The following is a 21,246-nucleotide window of genomic DNA, read 5'->3' as shown; positions in this document are numbered from 1 at the left end:
GCCGGCGTGCATGTGCCGACGGATGCCGACACTGTGCCCACTCACCTGCCTGCCATCAAGCCCGACCCGCGCCCGACGGAGCGCAAACGAAAAAGGCCGATGCGCGCTGCATCGGCCTTTTTCGTTTGTATGGCGCGCCCGGAGAGATTCGAACTCCCGACCACCAAGTTCGTAGCCTGGTGCTCTATCCAGCTGAGCTACGGGCGCTCAATGAGCCGCGCATTATCCCGGCAAGGGTGCCTTCCGTCAACACTGCGGTGATTTTTTCTTACCCGCGAATGCGATAATTGCCACCCCTAACCCGCATGCGCTCAACCGGAGCAGTCCGCCATGAATACGCCGCATCGCAAGCCACTTCCGGGTACCCGACTTGACTGGTTCGACGCGCGCGCCGCGGTCAACGCGATCAAGCCGGGCGCGTGGGACGCGCTGCCCTACACCGCGCGCGTGCATGCCGAGAACATCGTGCGCCGCGCCGACCCCGCGCGCATCGATGCGTATCTCGGTCAATTGATCGAGCGCAAACGCGACCTCGACTTTCCGTGGTTTCCGGCGCGCGTGGTTTGCCACGACATCCTCGGCCAGACGGCGCTGGTCGATCTGGCCGGTCTGCGCGATGCGATCGCGGACCAGGGCGGCGATCCGGCGGCGGTGAATCCGGTCGTGCCGGTGCAGCTCATCGTCGATCACTCGCTCGCGGTCGAATGCGGCGGCTACGATCCGAATGCGTTCGCGAAGAACCGCGCGATCGAGGATCGGCGCAACGAGGACCGCTTCCACTTCATCGACTGGACCAAGAAGGCGTTCCGCAACGTCGACGTGATCCCGCCCGGCAACGGCATCATGCACCAGATCAACCTGGAGAAGATGTCGCCCGTCATCTATGTGCTGGACGGGGTCGCGTTCCCGGACACCTGCGTCGGCACCGACAGCCACACGCCACATGTCGACGCGCTCGGCGTGATCGCGGTCGGCGTCGGCGGCCTCGAAGCTGAAAACGTGATGCTCGGCCGCGCCTCGTGGATGCGCCTGCCCGACATCGTCGGCGTGGAGCTTTCGGGCAAGCCGCAGCCGGGCATCACCGCGACCGACATCGTGCTTGCCCTGACCGAATTCCTGCGCCAATCCAAAGTCGTCGGCGCCTACCTCGAATTCCGCGGCGAAGGCGCAGCGGCGCTGACCGTCGGCGACCGCGCGACGATCTCGAACATGGCGCCCGAATACGGCGCGACCGCGGCGATGTTCTTCATCGACGGCAACACGCTCGACTACTTGAGGTTGACCGGACGTAGCGACGAGCAGGTCGCACTGGTCGAAACCTACGCGAAGACCGCGGGACTCTGGGCCGATGCGCTGCAGACCGCACAATACGAACGCACGCTGCATTTCGACCTGTCCGGCGTCGTGCGCAACATGGCCGGCCCGTCGAATCCGCACAAGCGCCTGCCGGTGGCGGACCTGGCGGCGCGGGGCATCGCCGACGAGGCCAAGCTCGAAGTCGGAAAGGCCGATGCCGCCAAGGGTCGGATGCCGGACGGCGCGGTCATCATCGCCGCGATCACGAGCTGCACCAACACCTCGAACCCGCGCAACGTGATCGCCGCGGGCCTGCTTGCGCGCAACGCCAACGCCAAAGGGCTGACGCGCAAGCCGTGGGTCAAGACCTCGCTCGCGCCGGGCTCGAAGGCCGTGCAGCTGTATCTCGAGGAGGCCGGCCTGAAGTCGGAACTGGAGAAACTCGGCTTCGGCATCGTCGCGTTCGCCTGCACCACCTGCAACGGCATGAGCGGCGCGCTCGATCCGAAAATCCAGCAGGAGATCATCGAGCGAGATCTCTACGCGACGGCCGTGCTTTCCGGCAACCGCAACTTCGACGGCCGCATCCATCCGTACGCGAAGCAGGCCTTCCTCGCCTCACCGCCACTGGTCATCGCCTACGCGATCGCCGGCACCGTGCGCTTCGACATCGAGAAGGACGTGCTCGGCGTCGATGCGCACGGCAACGCGGTGCGCCTCAAGGACATCTGGCCGAGTGATGCCGAGATCGACGCGATCGTCAAGGCCAGCGTGAAGCCCGAACAGTTCCGCAAGGTCTACGAGCCGATGTTCCGCCTCACGGCCGACAACGGTGAACGCGCCGCGCCGCTGTACGCCTGGCGCGCGCAGAGCACCTACATCCGCCGCCCGCCGTACTGGGAAGGCGCGCTGGCCGGCGAACGCACGCTCACAGGGCTGCGCCCGCTCGCGGTGTTGCCGGACAACATCACCACCGATCATCTGTCGCCGTCGAACGCGATCCTTGCGTCGAGCGCGGCCGGCGAATATCTCGCGAAAATGGGCCTGCCCGAAGCAGACTTCAATTCGTACGCGACGCATCGCGGCGATCATCTCACCGCGCAGCGCGCGACCTTCGCCAATCCGCAGCTCGTCAACGAGATGGCCGTCGTCGACGGCGCGGTGAAGAAAGGCTCGCTCACGCGCTTGGAACCCGACGGCAAGGTCATGCGCATGTGGGAGGCAATCGAGACCTACATGCAGCGCAAGCAGCCGCTGATCATCATCGCCGGCGCCGACTACGGCCAGGGCAGTTCGCGCGACTGGGCGGCCAAGGGCGTGCGCCTTGCCGGCGTCGAGGCCATCGTCGCCGAAGGCTTCGAGCGCATCCACCGCACCAACCTGATCGGCATGGGCGTGCTGCCGCTGGAGTTCAAGCCGGGCGACACGCGCAAGATCTGGGCGATCGACGGCAGCGAAACCTTCGATGTCGTCGGCGCACGCAAGCCGCGCGCGGCGCTGACCCTGGTCATCCACCGCAAGAGCGGCGAGCGCGTCGAAGTACCTGTGACCTGCCGCCTGGATTCGGACGAAGAAGTCTCGATCTACGAAGCCGGCGGCGTGCTGCAGCGCTTCGCCCAGGATTTTCTCGAATCGTCGAAGGCGGCCTGAGTCATGGCATTCGCTCCGCAGATCAAGATTCCCGCCACATACCTGCGCGGCGGTACCTCGAAAGGCGTTTTTTTCCGCTTGCAGGATCTCCCGAAGCTCGCGCAGGTGCCCGGCGCCGCGCGCGACGCGTTGCTGCTGCGCGTGATCGGTTCGCCCGATGCGTATGCGAAGCAGATCGACGGCATGGGCGGGGCGACGTCGAGCACGAGCAAAACGGTGATCGTCGCGAAGAGCGCGCGAGCGGATCATGATGTCGATTACCTGTTCGGCCAGGTCTCGATCGACAAGCCGTTCGTCGACTGGTCGGGCAACTGCGGCAATCTCTCGGCCGCGGTCGGGCCGTTCGCGATTTCGAGCGGGCTGATCGACGCCGCGAAGATTCCGCGCGAGGGCCTCTGCACGGTGCGCATCTGGCAGGCGAACATCGGCAAGACCATCGTCGCGCACGTGCCGATCACGAACGGCGAAGTGCAGGAGACCGGCGACTTCGAACTCGATGGCGTCACCTTTCCCGCGGCCGAGATCCAGCTCGAATTCCTCGATCCGGCCGACGAGGGTGACGACGGCGGCGCGATGTTCCCGACCGGAAATCTGGTCGATGACCTGGACGTGCCCGGCATCGGCACGTTCCAGGCGACCCTGATCAACGCCGGCATCCCGACGATTTTCCTCAATGCCGCCGACATCGGCTACACCGGCACCGAGCTGCAGGACGCAATCAACGGCGATGCCAGGGCGCTCGCGATGTTCGAGACGATCCGTGCGCACGGCGCGCGGAAGATGGGCCTGATCGGGAATCTCGCCGAAGCCGCGCAGCGCCAGCACACGCCGAAGATCGCGTTCGTAGCGCCGGCGCAGGGCTACACGGCGTCGAGCGGCAAGGCCGTCGCCGCGAACGAGATCGACCTCAACGTGCGCGCGCTGTCGATGGGCAAGCTGCACCACGCGATGATGGGCACGGCGGCCGTTGCGATCGGCACGGCCGCGGCGATTCCGGGCACCCTGGTCAATCTCGCCGCCGGTGGCGGCGAGCGCAACGCGGTGCGCTTCGGCCATCCGTCCGGCACCTTGCGCGTCGGCGCCGAGGCGCAGCTCATCGATGGTCGCTGGAGCGTGACCCGCGCGATCATGTCGCGCTCGGCGCGCGTGCTGATGGAAGGTGCCGTGCGCGTTCCCGGCGACGCGCTTGCGCGCGGCTGAGCGCACACCGGACGCGTTCCGGTAAGCTTGGCCGATGAACCCGGCAAGCTTCTTCTGGCACGACTACGAGACCTCGGGCACCGATCCGCGTCGCGATCGCGCCGTGCAGTTCGCCGGGCAGCGCACCACGCTCGAACTCGAACTGGTCGGCGAGCCGGTGTCGATCTTCTGCAAACCCGCGGCCGATGTGCTGCCGCGGCCCGCCGCCTGCCTCGTTACCGGCATTTCGCCGCAACAGGCCGAGCGCGAGGGCATGATCGAGGCCGAATTCACCGCACGCATTGAGGAAGAACTCGCCGTGCCCGCCACCTGCGGCGTCGGCTACAACTCGCTGCGCTTCGACGACGAATTCACGCGCAACCTGCTCTATCGCAATTTTCACGATCCCTACGAGCGCGAGTGGAAGGACAAGAATTCGCGCTGGGATCTGATCGATCTAGTGCGCATGTGCTACGCGCTGCGCCCGCAGGGCATCCAATGGCCGCAGCGTGAGGGCGGCCTGCCCAGCTTCAAACTGGAAGACCTCGCCGCGGCAAACCATCTCGCCCACGAGCATGCCCACGATGCTCTGTCCGACGTGCAGGCGACGATCGCCCTCGCCCGCCTGCTGCGCGCGCGCCAGCCGCGGCTATGGCAGTTCTATTTCGAATTGCGGCGCAAGCAGCGCGCATTCGAGCTGCTCGACTACGCGCACCGCACGCCGGTGCTGCATGTGTCCTCGCGCTATCCGGCCGAGCGCGGTTGTCTGGCGATGATCGTGCCGCTGGCCGCGCACCCGAGCCAGAACAACGGCGTGATCGTCTACGACCTCGATGTCGATCCCGCGCCGCTGCTCGAACTCGCGGCCGACGAGATCGCCGATCGCGTGTTCACCCCGCGCGCCGACCTGCCCGAGGATGTCGAGCGCGTTGCGCTCAAGACCGTGCACGCGAACAAGTCGCCGGCGTTGGCGCCGCTGTCGGCCTTGAACGGCGTCGACACCGCGCGCATCGGGCTCGATGTCGAGCGTTGCAAGACGCATCTCATGCAATTGCAAAACGCGCAAGGACTGGTGGAAAAATTGCACGAAGTCTTTTCGACGCCGCGCGAGGAACGCGGCACGGTCGATCCCGATCTGGCGATCTATTCCGGCTTTCCGACCGATGCGGACAAGCGCCTGTTCCGCGAAGTGCGGCGCACCCCGCCGGAGCAGCTCGGTACGCGCCAGTTTCCTTTCCTTGATCCGCGCTACAGCGAACTGCTGTTCCGCTACCGTGCACGCAACTGGCCGCAGACGCTGAGCACCGACGAGGCCGAACGCTGGAACGAATTCCGTCGTCTGCGCCTGATCGTGCAGACCGAGGCGACCGCGCTGACCCTGACCGACTATCTCGCCGAAATCGCGCAACTGCGCGCATCCCCGGCCACGCGTCCCGGTCAGCTTGCCTTGCTCGACCAGCTCGAAGCCTGGGGAAACGACGTTCCGCTGTAGCGCTTCGATCTGTACTGCTGCGTTACACTCCGTTCGACGAAACGGCGAAGCGATGATCATGGCAGCGACGACCTACTTCACCCCCACCAGCCTCAAGCTGATGCGCGAGTTCGCGCGCAACAACAACCGCGAATGGTTCACCGAGCACAAGGCGCGCTGGGAAGCCGTGGTGCGCGATCCGTTCCTGCACCTGATCGGCGATCTCGCTGCACCCTTGGCCAGGATCAGCAAGCACTATCGCGCGGATCCGCGCCCGCACGGCGGCTCGATGTTCCGCATCTACCGCGACACGCGTTTTGCCAAGGACAAGACGCCGTACAAAACCTGGCTCGGCGCACGCCTCTACCACGAACGCGCGCCGCAGGTGCACGCGCCGCTGTTCTACATGCACATCCAGCCCGGCGACAGCTTTGCTGGTGGCGGCCTCTGGCATCCGGAGCCGCCGACGCTGGCGCGCGTGCGCGAATTTCTCATCGACAATCCCGCCGCGTGGAAGAAGGCGACGCGGGGCAAGAAGTTTCTTGAAACGTTTCATCTCGGCGGCGAGGCCTTGTCGCGTGCGCCGCAGGGCCTCGATCCGGCGCATGAGTTGATTGCGGATCTCAAACGCAAGGATTTCGTCGCCTCGCGCGAACTGAGTGATGCGCAGATCACCTCGGCAGAGCTTGCGCCGTTGCTGATCGAAAGCTTCAAGGGCGTGGCGCCGCTGGTCGACTATCTTTGCGCATCGCTCGATCTGGAGTTCTGAATGGCGACCGGCAACGGCAAGGCGCTGCGCGCGATCGCGATCTACAAATTTGCCAAAGGCCTGGCCCTGCTCGTGTTGGCAGTGGCGGCGTTCCGTCTCGTGCGCACGCCGTCGCTCGATCATTTCGCGAGATGGATCGCGCAACTGCCGCTGCGCAGCGGTCACGGCATGGTGTTGCATTGGATCGATGCGCTGCTCGGACTGACGCCGCGCAGGTTCGAGCTGATCGGCATCGGCGCGAGCATCTACGCGACGTTGTTCCTCGTCGAAGGCTGGGGCCTGTGGCAGCGCAAGCGCTGGGCCGAGTACCTGACCGTGTTTGCGACCGCCTCGCTGATTCCGTTCGAGGTCTGGGAGATCTACCACCACTTCACCTGGCTCAAGGTGCTCGCGCTCGCGGTCAATGTCGCGATCGTGATTTACCTCTGGCGCATCGTGCGCCGCGGCGGCTGATCGCCTTCAGGCATCGGCGAACGGAAACGCCAACACCTCACGGATGTCGTCGGTGCCGAGCATCGCCATGAGCAGACGCTCGATGCCGAGCGCGACGCCGGCGCACTCGGGCATGCCCTGCGCCAGCGCCGCAAGCAGGTTCGTATCGAGCGGCATTTCGATGAGCCCGCGCTCGCGCCGGCGCGCGTTGTCGCGCTCGAAGCGCGCGCGCTGTTCGGCGGCATCGGTCAGCTCGTGATAGCCGTTGGCGAGTTCCTGCGTGCCGAGGTACAACTCGAAGCGTTCGGCCACGGGCGGATTGTCTGCGCGAATCTTCGCCAACGCGCACTGCGTCGCCGGATAGTCGTGGATCACGCTGATGCGGCCGGCCGGAAACGTCGGCTGGATGCGGTGCGTGAGCAACAGATCGAGCCAGTCGTCGCGCTCCAGACCATGCGCGTCGATCGTCACTTCGCCGAGCGCGACACGCAATTCGGCTTCGCTCGCGTTGAACGGATCCACGCCCAGGGTCGAAACAAACAGATCGCGATACGTGAGTTTTTTTACCTCGGCCCGCCTGCCGACAAGCACCAGCGCCGCATGCACGAGTTCGACGGTTTCGTCGATCAATCGCACGTGATCCCAGCCGACGCGATACCACTCGAGCATCGTGAACTCGGGGTTGTGTCGCCGCCCCGCCTCGCCGTTGCGGAATACGCGCCCCAGTTCGTAGTTGTCGCCGACGCCCGCGGCGAGCAGGCGTTTCTGTGCGAATTCCGACGACGTGCGCAGCCAGCGCAACGCCACACCCGCATCGGAGTGGCCCGCGAAGCGCGTGTTGAAACTCTCGATGTTCGGATCGGTGTTGCCTGCCGCGGAGAGAATCGGCGTCCCGACTTCGAGCACGCCGCGCTGCGCGAAGAAGCCGCGAATCTGCGCGTACAGGCGCGCGCGCAGGCGCAACGCCGCAAGCGGTCCGTCAGACTTCATGTATTTTCAGGAATTCAAGCAGCCGCGCCTCGTCCCAGACCTCGACGCCGAGCTCGTTGGCCTTGTCGAGTTTGGACCCGGCTTCCGCACCGGCGACGACGAAGCTCGTTTTCTTCGACACGCTACCTGCAACCTTGGCGCCGAGTGCTTCGAGTCGCGCCCTGGCCTCCTCACGCGTCAGCGCGCCGAGGGCGCCGGTCAGCACGGCCGTCTTGCCGGCAAGAGGGCCGTCGATCGTGCGTTGCGGCTCGTGCTCGGTCCACGCCACACCACGGGCGCGCAACTCGGCGATCACGTCGCGATTGTGCGGCTGAGCGAAGAAACGGGCGACATGCGCGGCCACGATCGGGCCGACATCAGGCACGGTTTGCAAGGCATCCACATCGGCCGCCATCAGTGAATCGAGCGAACCGAACCAGCGCGCGAGCGCTTTGGCCGTTGTCTCGCCCACGTCGGAAATGCCTAACGCATAGAGGAAGCGCTCCAGCGTCGTCCCGCGACTGCGGTCGATCGCGGCGATCACATTTTCGGCCCACTTGGTCGCGACCTTGCCAGACTTGACCGTCTCCGGGGTCGTGCCGTCGCGCTCGTCGGCGCGGCGCTTCATCTCGAGCAGGTCGTCCAGCGTAAGCTTGTACAGGTCGGCCACCGATTGGACATAGCCGAGTTCGGTCAGATCCTCGATGTAGCGCTCGCCAAGGCCGTCGATGTCGATCGCGCGACGCGAAGCGAAATGGAAGATCGCCTGCTGGACCTGGGCGGCGCAACTCAAGCCGCCGGTGCAGCGCGCGACCGCCTCGCCCTCCTCGCGCACGATTTCCGAGCCGCAGACGGGGCACGTCGCCGGCATCGCCCACGGCGGCCGCGCGGCATGTTGCGCATCGGCGACGACACTGACGACTTCGGGAATCACATCGCCCGCGCGGCGCACGATCACCGTGTCGCCGATGCGCACGTCGAGGCGCGCGACCTGGTCGGCGTTGTGCAGCGTCGCGTTGGTCACGGTGACGCCGCCGACGAAGACCGGCTTCAGTCGCGCGGTCGGCGTGGCCGCGCCGGTGCGGCCGATGTTGATGTCGATCGCCTCGACCGTGGTGGTCTGCTCCTGCGCCGGGAACTTGTGCGCGATCGCCCAGCGTGGCGTGCGTCCGACGAAGCCGAGCTCGCGCTGCAGGGCGAGGTCGTCGAGCTTGTAGACGACACCGTCGATATCGAACGGCAGCGCATCGCGCTGCGCGCCGATGCGGCGGTAGTAGGCCAAGCAACCGCTCTCGCCTTCCGCTGTGGAGACAAGCTTGCTGAGCGGGAAGCCCCAGTCGCGCAGCCGGTGCAGCGTCTGCGCATGCGTCGGTGGCAGCGTGCCGCCCTCGACCACGCCGACCGCGTAGGCGTAAAACGCGAGCGGTCGCTTTGCGGTGATGCGCGGATCGAGCTGGCGCAGCGAACCGGCGGCGGCGTTGCGCGGATTGATCAGCAGCTTGATCTTGCCGCCGGAGTTGCGCGCCAGCTCGTTGTACTTCTCGAAACCGGCACGCGGCATGTAGACCTCGCCGCGCACTTCGAGCACGGCGGGCCAGTCCTTGCCATGCAGCTTTAGCGGGATCTGCTTGATCGTGCGCAGGTTCGCGGTCACGTCCTCGCCGCTCTCGCCGTCGCCGCGTGTCGCGCCGCGCACGAAGCGGCCCTTCTCGTAACGCAGGCTGATCGCGAGGCCGTCGAACTTGGGTTCGACCGAAAACGTCAGCGGCCGACCGTCGTCGCCGCCGAGGCGCGTGCGAATGCGGCGAACGAACTCGGCGATCTCCTCGTCGTTGAACGCGTTCGCGAGCGACAGCATCGGGATGTCGTGGCGCACTTCGGCAAACTCGCTCGACGGCGCGGCACCGACACGCTGCGTCGGCGAATCGGAGGTGACGAGTTCGGGGTGCGCCGCTTCCAGCGCCTCGAGTTCGCGCATCAGTGCGTCGTACTCGGCGTCGGGAATCGTCGGTGCGTCCAGCACGTGATAACGATGGCTGGCTTCGTCCAGTTTTTCGCGCAGAACTGCCGCGCGGTGGGCGATATCGTTTGAAACGGTTGCGCTCATGGCGGGATTTTAGCAACACCTTGCATGTTGCACCGCGCTTGCCGGAAGCTTGCCGCATCCAACGGGGAGACCACGATGGCGAAATCGAACTGGAAGGCGTTTCCACACTCGGACAAGGCCTACGACTACGCGGGCGACAAGCTCGCCAAGGCCTGGGCCAAACTGCACGCCGGCGATCAGGAGCCGTTGCCCGACGAAAAACACGTGGCCAAGCTGCTCAAGGCCAATCCCAAGCTCGGCAAGGACGCGGCAAAGACCGCCGATGCGCTGCAGGACGCCTGGCGCGCCTTTCATCGCGGCGATTTCCATGAAGCCTACGAGGCCGGCATTGCGCTGAAGGCGTTGGGCGCGTCGGTCGCGATCAAGGCTGGCGGCATCCATGCGACCTACCTCGTCGACAGCGACAAGGAAAAGACCACGCGCTTCGATACGCTGGCCAAGCTCGCCGACGAGGCGATCACGGCGCTGCCCGGCGAGGCCAATTCGCACTATCGCCGCGCGTTCGCACTTGGCCGCTACAGCCAGACGCTGTCGATTACACAGGCGCTGGCGCAGGGCATCGGCGGCAAGGTCAAGGAATCGCTGGACAAGACGCTCAAGCTCGCGCCCAAGCACGCCGAGGCGCATACCGCGCTCGGCGTCTACCACGCCGAGATCGTCGGCAAGGTCGGCGGCATGCTCGCCAAGCTGACTTACGGCGCGAGCGCGGCCGAAGCGGAAAAGCAGCTCAAGGAAGCGCTCAAACTCACCCCCGATTCGCCGATCGCGTGGGTCGAGTACGGCAACGCGCTGATGCTCCTGCACGGCGACAAGCGCGAGGATGAGGTTGCCGAGGCCTACGCCAAGGCGGCGAAGCTCAAGCCGAAGGATGCGATGGAAGCGCTCGATGCGGCCTGGGCGAAGGAGCAGATCGAGTAGCGTCGCACGCGGCGAACGCGCTCGCTCGCCTCAGCCCGGCCTTCGCGCGCTCGTGCGCGGAAACCGCGCCGCTTGCCGCAACCGTGGAAACAGCCGGGCACGCCCGCGCGCGCGCGCTCAGACGCGGCGGAACACCAGCGACCCGTTGGTGCCGCCGAACCCGAACGAGTTCGACACGGCGATGTCTACCTTCGCCTCACGCGCCACGTTCGGCACGAAGTCGAGATCGCAGCCTTCGCCCGGCTCGTCGAGATTGATCGTGGGCGGCAGCACGCCGTCGCGCAACGCCAGGATCGAGAAGATCGCTTCGATGCCTCCGGCCGCACCGAGCAGATGGCCGGTCATCGACTTGGTCGAGCTTACCGCGAGTTTGTACGCGTGGTCGCCGAACACGGCTTTCGCCGCGAGCACCTCACCGACGTCGCCGAGCGGCGTCGAGGTGCCGTGCGCGTTGATGTAGCCAACCTCGACAGGATTGATGCCGCCGTCGTTGAGCGCGTTGCGCATGCAGCGCGCCGCGCCTTCGCCGCCCTCGCTCGGCGCGGTGATATGGTACGCGTCGCCCGACATGCCGAAGCCGACAAGTTCGCAATGGATTCGGGCGCCACGCTTTTTCGCGTGTTCGTATTCTTCGAGCACGAGCACGCCGGCACCGTCGGACAGGACAAAGCCGTCGCGATCCTTGTCCCAGGGACGGCTGGCCCTGGTCGGCTCGTCGTTGCGCGTGGACATCGCGCGCGCCGAGCAGAATCCGCCCATCGCAGTGCCGCAGGTTGCATATTCGGCGCCGCCGGCGACCATCGCATCGGCATCGCCGTACTGGATCATGCGCATGGCCAGGCCGATGTTGTGCGTCGCCGTCGTGCAGGCGGTGACGCAGGCTATGTTCGGCCCCTTCAGACCAAGCATGATCGACAGATTGCCCGCAGCCATGTTGATGATCGAGCTTGGCACGAAGAACGGCGAGATCCTGCGCGGGCCACGCTCGTGATAGGTGATCGCGGTTTCCTCGATCGTGTGGATACCACCGATGCCCGCACCGACCGCGACACCGATGCGCTCGGCGTCGTGCTCGTGCGTGGACAGGCCGGCATCATTGAGCGCCTGCATCGAGGCCGCGATGCCGTAATGGATGAACGGATCCATCTTCTTCACATCCTTGTGCGGGATGTAGGCCTCGGGGTTGAAATCGCGTACCTCGCCGGCGATGCGCGTCGGAAACGCGCTCGCGTCGAAATGCGTGACCGCGCCGATGCCGCTCACGCCCTCACGGATGTTCTTCCACGCCGTCGCCACATCGTTGCCGACCGGGCTGACAATGCCGAGGCCGGTGACCACTACGCGCCGCTTGCTCATAAGGTTTGCCTTTGCGATTTACCTTTGCGCTCGTCCTTGATCGCGAAAGTCAAGAAGCGGCCATCCCTGGCCGCACTCTTCAATAAAAATCCGCCAGGATTGACGCATTTTCAAACGCCCGTTCCCCGGGAGCAGAAACGCGAACTGCGCCTCGCGGGCGCAGTTCGTACCGTCGGATGGCGACGAAATCAGGGCTTGACGTGGGCCTTGATGTAGTCGACCGCCTGCTGCACGGTGGTGATCTTCTCGGCTTCCTCGTCGGGGATTTCGCATTCGAATTCCTCTTCGAGCGCCATGACGAGCTCGACCGTGTCGAGCGAGTCGGCGCCAAGATCGTCGACGAAGGACGCATTCGGCGTGACTTCATCCTCTTTGACGCCCAGTTGTTCGACGACGATCTTCTTGACGCGTTCTTCGATGGTGCTCATGGTGATACTTACCTCACAAGGCAGGCAGAAAAGTTGCGAAAAAGGGCTAACCCCGGACCGGGCGGATTGTAGGGCATACGCGGCGATCGCACCAGCGCGGCCCGACGCGACCTCAGGGCATGTACATGCCACCGTTGACGTGCAAGGTCTCGCCGGTGATGTAGGCGGCAGCAGGCGAGGCAAGGAACGCCACTGCGTTGGCGATGTCCTCTGCCGCACCAAGGCGGCCCAGCGCGATCTGGCCGAGCAGCGCGCCACGCTGGTCCTCGGTCAGGGCGCGCGTCATGTCGGTATCGATGAAACCGGGCGCGACGACGTTGACCGTGATGCCGCGCGAGCCGATCTCGCGCGCGAGCGACTTGGAGAACGCGATGATGCCGGCCTTCGCCGCGGCGTAGTTCGCCTGCCCCGGATTGCCGGTGACGCCGACGACCGAGGCGATGCTGACGATGCGGCCCTTGCGCGCCTTCATCATGCCGCGCATCACCGCCTTGCTCGTACGGTAGACCGAAGTCAGGTTGGTGTCGAGGATCGCCTGCCAGTCCTCGTCTTTCATGCGCATCAGGAGCTGGTCGCGCGTGATACCGGCATTGTTGACCAGAATCGTCACCGCGCCGAATTCCCCGGCGATGTCGCCGATCAGCTTTTCGACCGCGGCACCGTCGGTGACGTCGAGCATCCGGCCGACGCCCCCATGCGCGGCCAGGCGCTCGCCGATCGCGGCAGCGCCGGCTTCGGTGGTCGCCGTGCCGATGACTTTCGCACCCCGCGCGGTCAGCGTGTCGGCAATCGCTGCGCCGATGCCGCGGCTCGCGCCGGTGACGAGGGCGACTTCGCCCAGGAGACTTGCGGACATGCTTACCTCGCAGTGAACAGAGTGGTCGAAGGGGCGTTCAGCTTTTCCAGTCGGCGATCGCCTGCTGCAAATCCGCCGGTGCGCCGATCGCGCGCACGTCGAGGGTGCGATCGATGCGCTTGAACAAACCGGTCAGCACTTTGCCCGGCCCGCATTCGGCCGCGCGCTTGACGCCGGCGCCGGCGAGCGCCTGCACGCTCTCGGTCCAGCGCACGGGCTGGTAAAGCTGGCGCGAGAGTGCGGCGCGGATGTCGGCGAGATCGTTGAACGATTTCGCGTCGGCGTTCTGCACGACCGGGATTCGCGGCGTCTGCCAGGCGAGCGTGTCGAAGCGCTCGGCGAGCTTGTCGGCCGCGCCGCGCATCAACATGCAATGCGAGGGCACGCTGACTGCCAGCTTCACCGCCTTCTTCACGCCGAGTTCGGCAAGCCGCGCGAGCGCGCGATCGACCGCCTCGGCATGGCCGGCGATGACGAGCTGGCCGGGCGCGTTGAAGTTGGCCGGGGCGACGATTTGATCCTGCGCGACCTCGGCGCAAACCTGCGCGATCTGCGCATCGTCGCCGCCGAGCACCGCGGCCATCGCGCCAACGCCGGGCGGCACCGCCGCCTGCATCAGGCGCCCACGCTCGGCAACGAGCGCCGCGGCTTCGGCCAGTGGCAACGCTTCGGCGCAGACCAGCGCGGTGTACTCGCCCAGACTGTGCCCCGCGAGTACGTCGGGAAGCGCGCCGCCGAGTTGCCGCCACACGCGCCACACGGCAACGCCGGCGGCCAGTAGTGCCGGCTGCGTGTTCTCGGTGCGGTTGAGGGCATCTTGCGGCCCCTCCTGGGCAAGCACCCACAGATCGAGGCCGACGCGGCTCGAAGCTTCCTTGAAAGTCTCCTCGACGATGGAGAATTCGCCGGCGAGGTCGGAAAGCATGTTCAACGACTGCGAACCCTGGCCGGGAAAGACGAAGGCGGACTTCGCCGGAGAGTTCGAAGGAAGCTGATCCGCGGGTGCAGTGGATTCGTTCATGGCGCCAAGGATTGGAAAACGTACTTGTGCGGAAATGCAGGTCGACGCAAGTGCCGACGATCAGTAGCGCAACAGCGCCGAGCCCCAGGTGAAGCCGCCGCCGAACGCTTCCAGCAGCAGCAACTGGCCTCGTTGCACCTTGCCCGAACGCACGGCATAGTCGAGCGCGAGCGGCACCGAGGCGGCCGATGTGTTGGCGTGTTTGTCGACGGTGACGATGACTTTGTCCATCGGCATGTCGAGTCGCTTTGCGGTCGCCTCGATGATGCGCAGGTTGGCCTGATGCGGGATCAGCCAGTCGAGCTGGTGGCGGTCGAGCTGGTTCGCTTCCAACGTTTCCTCGACCACGCGGTCGAGCGTCTTCACCGCGACCTTGAATACTTCGCGGCCCTGCATGAGCACTTTCAGGCCGTGGTTTTTTTCGTCGGTGAAGCCGGTCGAAACGCCGACCGGATTCCACAGCAGCTCCTTGTAACCGCCGTCGGCGTGGATGTGGCTGGACAGGATGCCCGGTTCGTCAGCGGCCTGCAGCACGACCGCGCCGGCGCCGTCGCCAAACAGCACGCAGGTGGAACGGTCCGACCAGTCGAGAAAGCGCGACAGCGTTTCCGCGCCGACCACGAGCGCGGTCCTGGCCATGCCGGTGCGGATGAACTGGTTGGCGACGGTCAGCGCGTAAAGAAAGCCCGAGCAGGCCGCATTGACGTCGAACGCGGCGCAACCGTTCGCCCCGAGCCGATGCTGGAGCAGGCAGGCGGTCGAGGGGAATACGAGATCGGGCGTGGTCGTGCCGATCACGATCAGGTCGATCTGCCTGGCATCGACGCCGGCGGCCTGCAGCGCCGCCGTGGCGGCGGCATAGGCGAGGTCACCCGTGGTCTGGCCCTCGGCGGCAATGTGGCGCTGGCGGATGCCGGTGCGCTCGGCGATCCATTCGTCCGAAGTTTCGACGCGCGCCGCGAGCTCGGCGTTGCTGATGACGCGTTCCGGCAAAGCACTGCCGGTGCCCGCGATGCGTGCGTAGGTCATGTCTTCTCCCCTGTCGCGCTCAATCGCGCGACGCGAGCGCGCGCGCGCGCCACGGCGAAACCGTGGCGGCGGAACACTTCGCGGTTTTCATCGTTGCCGGAGCGGCAATCACGGCTTGCGAATCGCCCGAGCAGGCGAATCAGTCTTCTTCGTGCACCGGGGTCTTGCTGTCGATCACCTTGCGGCCACGGTAGTAGCCGTCCTTGGTGACATTGTGGCGCAGATGGGTCTCGCCCGAGGTCGGGTCGGTGCCGAGCTGCTTGGCGCTGAGCGCGTTGTGCGCGCGGCGCATGCCGCGGCGGGACGGGGACTTACGGCTTTTGGCAACGGCCATGATACTTCTCCGAAAATATATGCAACTACAGTTTTACATTCTTCAGCACCGCGAACGGGTTCGGCTTCGCCGTGTCCTGCGTGGCGACGGCATCCTTCCATTCGTGTTGCATTTCCTGCGTTCCCGGCTTCACCGGAAACACCGGCAGGGCCAGAATCAACTCGTCCTCGACCACATCGGCCGGACGCAGGCCCGCGGGATCGAGCAACAACGCCTCGTAGCCGGCCGGCAAGGCCGCCTCGTCTTCCTCGTCGACGATGAAACCGAGCTTCGCATCGATCTCGACCGGTTGCTCGAAACGCTCCAGCGTGCGCTGACAGATCAGCGGCAACGCCGCTTTCGCCCTGACACGGACACCGGACACGCCGGCCTGATCCTTGTCGAAATCAAGCTCGTATTCGACTTCCCCTGAGGTATCCGCGAGGCCGTCGGCCAAGCGCTTCATCGAAGCCAGCGGCAGGCGGCCAGCGAACGTGCGCCTCGCACTCACCATGCGCCACGGATCGACCAGCTCGGGCAAGGTGTGATTCACGGGTGCGCGATGGTAGGTTCCGCAGCACACAAAGTCAATCATTTCGCGGTTTTAGGTGTTTCGCGTCGGCGCACCCGAACATCGGGTTTCGGGCGAGAATAAGCCCATGACCGCCCTCGCCGACACCGACCTCGTTCTCGCTTCGACCTCCACCTATCGCCGCGAATTGCTGACCCGGTTGGGTGCGCCGTTTCGCCAGCAGTCGCCGCAGGTAGACGAAACCGCGCAGCCCGGCGAGACGCCGACACGGCTCGCGACCCGTCTGGCTGCGGCCAAGGCGCGCGCCGTCGCGGCCCTGAACCCGGGCGCCGTCGTGATCGGTTCCGATCAGGTCGCTGATTGCGTCGGCCGGATCCTCGGCAAACCCGGCGACATCGATCGCGCTCGCGCGCAGTTGCGCGCGAGCAGCGGCAACCGCGTTGTTTTCCACACCGCGGTCTGCGTGATCGACACCCGCCACGCACCCGCGCGCGAATTCCATGCGATCGACACGACGGCGGTCGCGTTTCGCCACCTCGACGACACGGAGATCGAGCGCTACCTGACGCGCGAGAAACCGTTCGATTGCGCCGGCAGCTTCAAATCGGAAAGTCTCGGCATCGCCTTGTTCGCAAAGATCGAATCACAGGATCCGACGGCGCTGGTCGGACTCCCGCTGATCGCGTTGTGCCGGCTGCTGCGCGAGGCGCGCATCGAAATCGTCTAGGAAATCCGCGCCGCGGATCGCAGAACGCGTCGCCACGCAACTTGCGATTGCGCGAAATGCCTATACTCGGGTCATCTCCGGGAGTCCACGCCGCATGTCCGTATCGCTCGCCACAACCGCCGCTGCGCCGCCGCTCGATTCCGGCCTTCATCGCGCGCTCGACGACGCCGTCGCGCAGGTCAATGGCGTCGTCCTCGGCAAGGCCGCGCAGGTGCAGCTCGCCTTCGCCTGTTTTCTCGCCGGCGGCCATCTGCTGATCGAGGACCTGCCTGGAGTCGGCAAGACCACGCTCGCGCACGCGCTCGCGGCTACGCTCGACCTGTCGTTTTCGCGCATCCAGTTCACCGCCGACCTGCTGCCGTCCGACATCATCGGCGTCGGCATCTACGAACGCGGCGACGGCGCGTTCAAGTTCCACCCCGGCCCGCTGTTCGCGCAACTCGTGCTCGCCGACGAGATCAACCGCGCGACGCCGAAGGCGCAGAGCGCGCTGCTCGAAGCGATGGCCGAGCACCAGGTCACCGCCGACGGCACGACCCATGCGCTGCCGGAACCGTTCTTCGTCGTCGCCACGCAGAACCCGCTGGACCTGGCCGGCACCTTCGCCCTGCCCGACTCGCAGCTCGACCGTTTCATGCTGCGCATCGGCCTGGACTATCCGGATCGCGACGCCGAACGCGCCCTGCTGACTGCGAGCGACCGCCGCGAGCTGATCGCACGACTCGTGCCGCGACTCGACACCACGCAGGCAGTCGAGCTGCGCGCCGCGGCTACGCGCGTGCTGGTGAGTGCGGCGCTGATCGACTATGTGCAGGCCTTGCTCGGCGCGAGCCGCAGCCACGCGCAGATTCGCGTCGGCCTGTCGCCACGCGCCGGCCTCGCCCTGCTGCAGGCCGCGCGCGCGCACGCCCTGCTCGATGGCCGTGGTTACTGCCTGCCCGAAGACGTGCAAGCCGTCTTCGCCGCGATCGCCGCGCATCGCCTGATTCCCGCGGCGGCAAGCGGCGCCACGCGCGAGGATCTGGCGCGCCGTCTGCTCGAACAGGTTGCGGTACGCTGAAGACCGCATCGATGCGCGCCGCGCTCGCCTCGGGCTGGTCGACCCTGCAAAGCCTCGCCGAACGGCGCCTGCCCGCACTGACCCGGCTCAAGCGCGCAGAAGCGCTGCCCATCCTGCTGCACCGGCGGCGCATCTACGTCGTTCCGTCGCGCTTCGGCCTGGCCTATTCGGCGATGCTGCTGGTCATGTTGATCGGCTCGCTCAACTACGCGAACAACCCGGCATTGCTGCTGACCTGCCTGCTTGGTGCGGCCGCCTATCTGAGCGTATTCACTGCATTCCGCACGCTCAACCGCGTCGAACTCCGGTCGATCAAGGCGCACTCCTGCCACGCCGGCGATCGGTTGCCGCTGACCCTGCTGTTCGGCTCCGCCACACGGGCGCGAAAACACGGTCTCTGGCTGCGCATGGAAAACGGCGAAGGCGGATCGGCAACGGCATTCGCGCTTGCGGCCGATGGCGTGCAGACCGTCGAGGCAAGCCTGCCGGCGCCGCGCCGAGGCTGGCAACCGATCGGACGCGTCCGCGTGTGGACCGAACATCCGTACGGCCTGTTCCACGTCTGGAGCTGGTTGCATCCCGAGCAGAGTGCCCTCGTCTATCCGCGCATCGAATCCAATGCGCCGCCGCTGCCGCAGGGCCAAGGCGACGCGCGCGCACAGATCGCCGCGCGCGACGAGGACGAATTCGGCTTGCTGCGCGAATACCGCGCGGGCGACCCGCTCCGGCAGATCGCGTGGAAGGCAAGCGCACGTCGGGACCACCTGCTGGTCAAGCAATTCGAATCGCGACGCGGCCATGAAATCGTGCTGGCATGGAATCGTCTCGACGGCCTCGATGCGGAAGCACGCATCTCGCGTCTTGCCGCCTGGATCGAATGCGCCGAGAGCGCGCAGACGCCGTACCGCCTGGAGCTGCCGCAAACGCGCATCGACGCGGCGCTCGGACCCGCACACCGCCACGCCTGCCTGCGCGAACTTGCGCTGATGCCGGAGCGCGCGTCGTGAGCGGCCCCTCCCCGATATTGACCATGCGCCAATTCAGCTGGGTTGGCGCGGCGGTGCTCGCTGCTGTGCTCGCGCACGCGCCGCACCTGCCGGCCATCATCACCGCCCTCGCACTCGCGCTCGTTGCGGCGAGCTGGTTGCACCGGCGGCGCGGCGGCAGCGCGTTGCCGGGCTGGATCAAGCTCGTCCTGATCGCGGTTTTCGCCCTGGTGCTGATCGTGCAATACCGCAGCGTCATCGGCCGCGAACCCGGCAGTGCGCTCGCCTGCGCGATGCTCGCCTCGAAACTGCTGGAAACGCGCACACGGCGCGACGCGCTCGCGGCGATCTGTTTCGCCAGCTTCACCCTGATGAGCGCGCTGCTGTTCGACACCAGTCTCGCGTTCACCCTCGCCACGTTCGCTGGTGTGGTGCTGCTGCTCGCCGCGTTGCGCGAGCTTGAGCCGCAGGCGGTCACGGCCCCGAAACCGGCATCATCCCTGCGCGCCTGCTGGCCGACGCTGCGCGCCAGCCTGATCTCGCTCGCCATCGCCGCTCCGCTGGCCCTGTGCGGCTTTCTCTTCATCCCGCGCCTCGACTCGCCGCTGTGGCGCACGCCAGCCGACGCAGGCGCGCGCACCGGGATCAGCGACACCATGTCGCCCGGGTCGGTGCAGAACCTGCTGCTCGACGACAGCGCCGCATTCCGCGTCGACTTCGACGGCACGCCGCCGCCGCGCGCGCAGCTGTATTGGCGCGGCCCGGTGCTTACCGACTTCGACGGTGAAACCTGGCGTCGACGCGAAACCGGCATCGCCCCTCCGGACGCACGCGAAGCGACCGCGGGCAGCGCCGCGATCGGCTACGCAATCACCCTCGAAGCGAGCGACAAGCCGTGGCTGTTCGCGCTGGACGTGCCCGTGGACATCCCCGCGGAAACACAGCGCGGCCGCGACATGAGCCTCGTGCGCCGGCGCCCGGTCACCGAACTGTTCCGATATCGCGCGCGTTCGCTGCCGGACTACCGCTTCGATCGGGACCTGTCGGCAGACCTGCGCGCCGCAACCCTGGCATTGCCCGGCGGCTTCAATCCGCGCAGCGTCGAACAAGGCCGGAGCTGGCGCCGAGAGTTGCCGGACGACGACGCGATCGTGCGTGCCGCGCTGGATCTTTTCCACGACGCATTCTTCTACACGTTGTCGCCGCCGCCGCTCGGGCGCGACTCGGTCGACGATTTCCTGTTCGGGACGAAACGTGGATTCTGCGAGCACTTTGCCGCCGCGTTCGTCGTGTTGATGCGCGGGGCCGGCATCCCGGCGCGCGTCGTCACCGGCTACCAGGGCGGCTACTTCAATCCGGTCGGCGACTACCTGCTCGTGCGCCAATCCGACGCGCACGCCTGGGCCGAAGTCTGGCGTGCCGGACGCGGCTGGATGCGCGTCGATCCGACCGCGGCGGTGAGCCCGACGCGTGTCGAATTCGGTGCGCAGGCCGCCACGCTCGGCGAACGCACCTGGTATCGAGGCTGGTGGCTCGCAACGCGCAATCGGATCGACCTGGTCAACCACGCCTGGAACAACCTCGTCGTGCAGTTCAACGGCCAACGCCAGCGGGCCCTGCTGCGTCCGCTCGGCATCGACCATATCGAACCCGACACCCTGCTCTGGCTGCTGATCGGCGCAAGCGGCCTGATGCTCGTCGCCGCCACCCTCTGGGCAATGCGTACGTCGCGGCGCCGCGCCGCGCCGCTCGATGCCGCGTACGACGCACTGTGCGGGAAGCTCGCGCGCGTCGGCGCGCCGCGCAGCGACAACGAAGGGCCGTTGACCTACGCACGCAGGTTGCGGGTTGCGCAGCCGTTGTCTCAACGTTGCGCGAGCGAAGTTCAGCGGCTGTTCGCGGACTATGTCGGCCTGCGCTACGCTCGTGCGTTTCCGCCCATGGAGGGAATCGTGGAATTCGCCCGCCGCGTGCGCCGCCTTCGTCTCGAAACCCGCAGCTGAACGGCGTCCGCGTCCCTTGCAAATGTTTACGTTCCTGCCGCCGCGGCGGACTTAGAATGCGACGCAGGAGCCCGGACACTCGTCCTGTTTGCGAGTACGGCAGGAATTCGCCGCAGCGGCGTCCACCGCAGCCATAGTCAACGA

The 21,246-nt window shown here is 66.4% G+C and carries 19 protein-coding genes and 1 tRNA gene; 10 read left to right on the top strand and 10 right to left on the bottom strand.

What is annotated here, in order from left to right; translation table 11 throughout:
* Window positions 1-130: 130 nt before the first annotated feature.
* Window positions 131-207: transfer RNA gene (locus AC16HO_RS01155), tRNA-Arg, on the bottom strand.
* A gap of 123 nt (window positions 208-330) precedes the next feature.
* Between AC16HO_RS01155 and acnD the strand changes: the two genes are divergently transcribed.
* Genes acnD through AC16HO_RS01130 form a run of 5 tightly spaced genes read left to right on the top strand, consistent with a single transcriptional unit; the run spans window position 331 to window position 6,818 of the window.
* Window positions 331-2,946 (top strand): Fe/S-dependent 2-methylisocitrate dehydratase AcnD, encoded by a 2,616-nt coding sequence (acnD, locus tag AC16HO_RS01150; protein WP_395644116.1) that lies wholly within the window; start codon window positions 331-333, stop codon window positions 2,944-2,946.
* 3 nt (window positions 2,947-2,949) lie between these two features.
* Entirely contained in the window at window positions 2,950-4,146 is a 1,197-nt protein-coding gene (gene prpF, locus AC16HO_RS01145; protein ID WP_395644115.1) for a 2-methylaconitate cis-trans isomerase PrpF, read from the top strand.
* 34 nt (window positions 4,147-4,180) lie between these two features.
* Window positions 4,181-5,617 carry an exodeoxyribonuclease I gene (gene sbcB, locus AC16HO_RS01140; RefSeq protein ID WP_395644114.1) on the top strand — a complete coding sequence of 479 codons (1,437 nt, stop codon included), beginning with the start codon at window positions 4,181-4,183 and terminating at the stop codon, window positions 5,615-5,617.
* A gap of 58 nt (window positions 5,618-5,675) precedes the next feature.
* Window positions 5,676-6,365, top strand: a complete 690-nt coding sequence (locus AC16HO_RS01135; protein ID WP_395644113.1) for a DUF2461 domain-containing protein — start codon at window positions 5,676-5,678, stop codon at window positions 6,363-6,365.
* The gene (locus tag AC16HO_RS01130) at window positions 6,366-6,818 is read left to right on the top strand and encodes a DUF2127 domain-containing protein (protein WP_395644112.1); all 453 of its coding nucleotides are present in this window, start codon (window positions 6,366-6,368) and stop codon (window positions 6,816-6,818) included.
* A 6-nt stretch (window positions 6,819-6,824) separates the two neighbouring features.
* Here AC16HO_RS01130 and epmA read toward each other — a convergent pair whose 3' ends face one another.
* Window positions 6,825-7,787 carry an EF-P lysine aminoacylase EpmA gene (gene epmA / locus AC16HO_RS01125; protein ID WP_395644111.1) on the bottom strand — a complete coding sequence of 321 codons (963 nt, stop codon included), beginning with the start codon at window positions 7,785-7,787 and terminating at the stop codon, window positions 6,825-6,827.
* Window positions 7,777-9,873: an NAD-dependent DNA ligase LigA gene (gene ligA / locus AC16HO_RS01120; RefSeq protein WP_395644110.1), complete on the bottom strand. Its 2,097-nt coding sequence runs from the start codon at window positions 9,871-9,873 to the stop codon at window positions 7,777-7,779. The genes epmA and ligA overlap by 11 nt, the downstream gene beginning before the upstream one ends.
* Window positions 9,874-9,948: 75 nt before the next feature.
* Between ligA and AC16HO_RS01115 the strand changes: the two genes are divergently transcribed.
* Complete coding sequence (locus tag AC16HO_RS01115) at window positions 9,949-10,791, top strand: tetratricopeptide repeat protein (RefSeq protein ID WP_395644109.1); 843 nt, start codon at window positions 9,949-9,951, stop codon at window positions 10,789-10,791.
* A gap of 117 nt (window positions 10,792-10,908) precedes the next feature.
* On the opposite strand, the gene fabF is transcribed toward AC16HO_RS01115, so the two are convergent.
* From fabF to AC16HO_RS01080, 7 genes are all read right to left on the bottom strand, one after another.
* Entirely contained in the window at window positions 10,909-12,147 is a 1,239-nt protein-coding gene (fabF, locus tag AC16HO_RS01110; protein ID WP_395644108.1) for a beta-ketoacyl-ACP synthase II, read from the bottom strand.
* Window positions 12,148-12,335: 188 nt separating this feature from the next.
* Entirely contained in the window at window positions 12,336-12,575 is a 240-nt protein-coding gene (gene acpP / locus AC16HO_RS01105) for an acyl carrier protein (RefSeq protein ID WP_018974565.1), read from the bottom strand.
* Window positions 12,576-12,687: 112 nt separating this feature from the next.
* The gene (gene fabG / locus AC16HO_RS01100; protein WP_395644107.1) at window positions 12,688-13,431 is read right to left on the bottom strand and encodes a 3-oxoacyl-ACP reductase FabG; all 744 of its coding nucleotides are present in this window, start codon (window positions 13,429-13,431) and stop codon (window positions 12,688-12,690) included.
* 37 nt (window positions 13,432-13,468) lie between these two features.
* A complete protein-coding gene (gene fabD / locus AC16HO_RS01095; protein ID WP_395644106.1) occupies window positions 13,469-14,452 on the bottom strand; it encodes an ACP S-malonyltransferase in 984 nt (327 codons plus the stop codon).
* Between the two features lie 60 nt (window positions 14,453-14,512).
* On the bottom strand, window positions 14,513-15,481 hold the full coding sequence (locus tag AC16HO_RS01090) for a beta-ketoacyl-ACP synthase III (RefSeq protein ID WP_395644105.1): 969 nt from the start codon (window positions 15,479-15,481) through the stop codon (window positions 14,513-14,515).
* A gap of 139 nt (window positions 15,482-15,620) precedes the next feature.
* Complete coding sequence (gene rpmF / locus AC16HO_RS01085) at window positions 15,621-15,815, bottom strand: 50S ribosomal protein L32 (RefSeq protein ID WP_026293495.1); 195 nt, start codon at window positions 15,813-15,815, stop codon at window positions 15,621-15,623.
* Window positions 15,816-15,840: 25 nt separating this feature from the next.
* Window positions 15,841-16,347 (bottom strand): YceD family protein, encoded by a 507-nt coding sequence (locus AC16HO_RS01080; protein ID WP_395644104.1) that lies wholly within the window; start codon window positions 16,345-16,347, stop codon window positions 15,841-15,843.
* 106 nt (window positions 16,348-16,453) lie between these two features.
* On the opposite strand from AC16HO_RS01080, the gene AC16HO_RS01075 reads away from it, so the two are divergent.
* The 4 genes from AC16HO_RS01075 to AC16HO_RS01060 all read left to right on the top strand — a co-directional run bounded on the left by AC16HO_RS01075 (window position 16,454) and on the right by AC16HO_RS01060 (window position 21,102).
* On the top strand, window positions 16,454-17,053 hold the full coding sequence (locus AC16HO_RS01075; protein WP_395644103.1) for a Maf family protein: 600 nt from the start codon (window positions 16,454-16,456) through the stop codon (window positions 17,051-17,053).
* A gap of 94 nt (window positions 17,054-17,147) precedes the next feature.
* Window positions 17,148-18,113, top strand: coding sequence for an AAA family ATPase (locus tag AC16HO_RS01070; protein ID WP_395644102.1), 966 nt, complete (start codon window positions 17,148-17,150; stop codon window positions 18,111-18,113).
* 11 nt (window positions 18,114-18,124) lie between these two features.
* Entirely contained in the window at window positions 18,125-19,120 is a 996-nt protein-coding gene (locus tag AC16HO_RS01065; RefSeq protein WP_395644101.1) for a DUF58 domain-containing protein, read from the top strand.
* Entirely contained in the window at window positions 19,117-21,102 is a 1,986-nt protein-coding gene (locus AC16HO_RS01060; protein WP_484335255.1) for a transglutaminase TgpA family protein, read from the top strand. The genes AC16HO_RS01065 and AC16HO_RS01060 overlap by 4 nt, the downstream gene beginning before the upstream one ends.
* Window positions 21,103-21,246: the final 144 nt, after the last annotated feature.

The organism is Rudaea sp., from assembly GCF_057139185.1.
The sequence above is the reverse complement of the archived record's forward strand: the minus strand, read 5'-3'. Positions and strand labels throughout refer to the sequence as shown.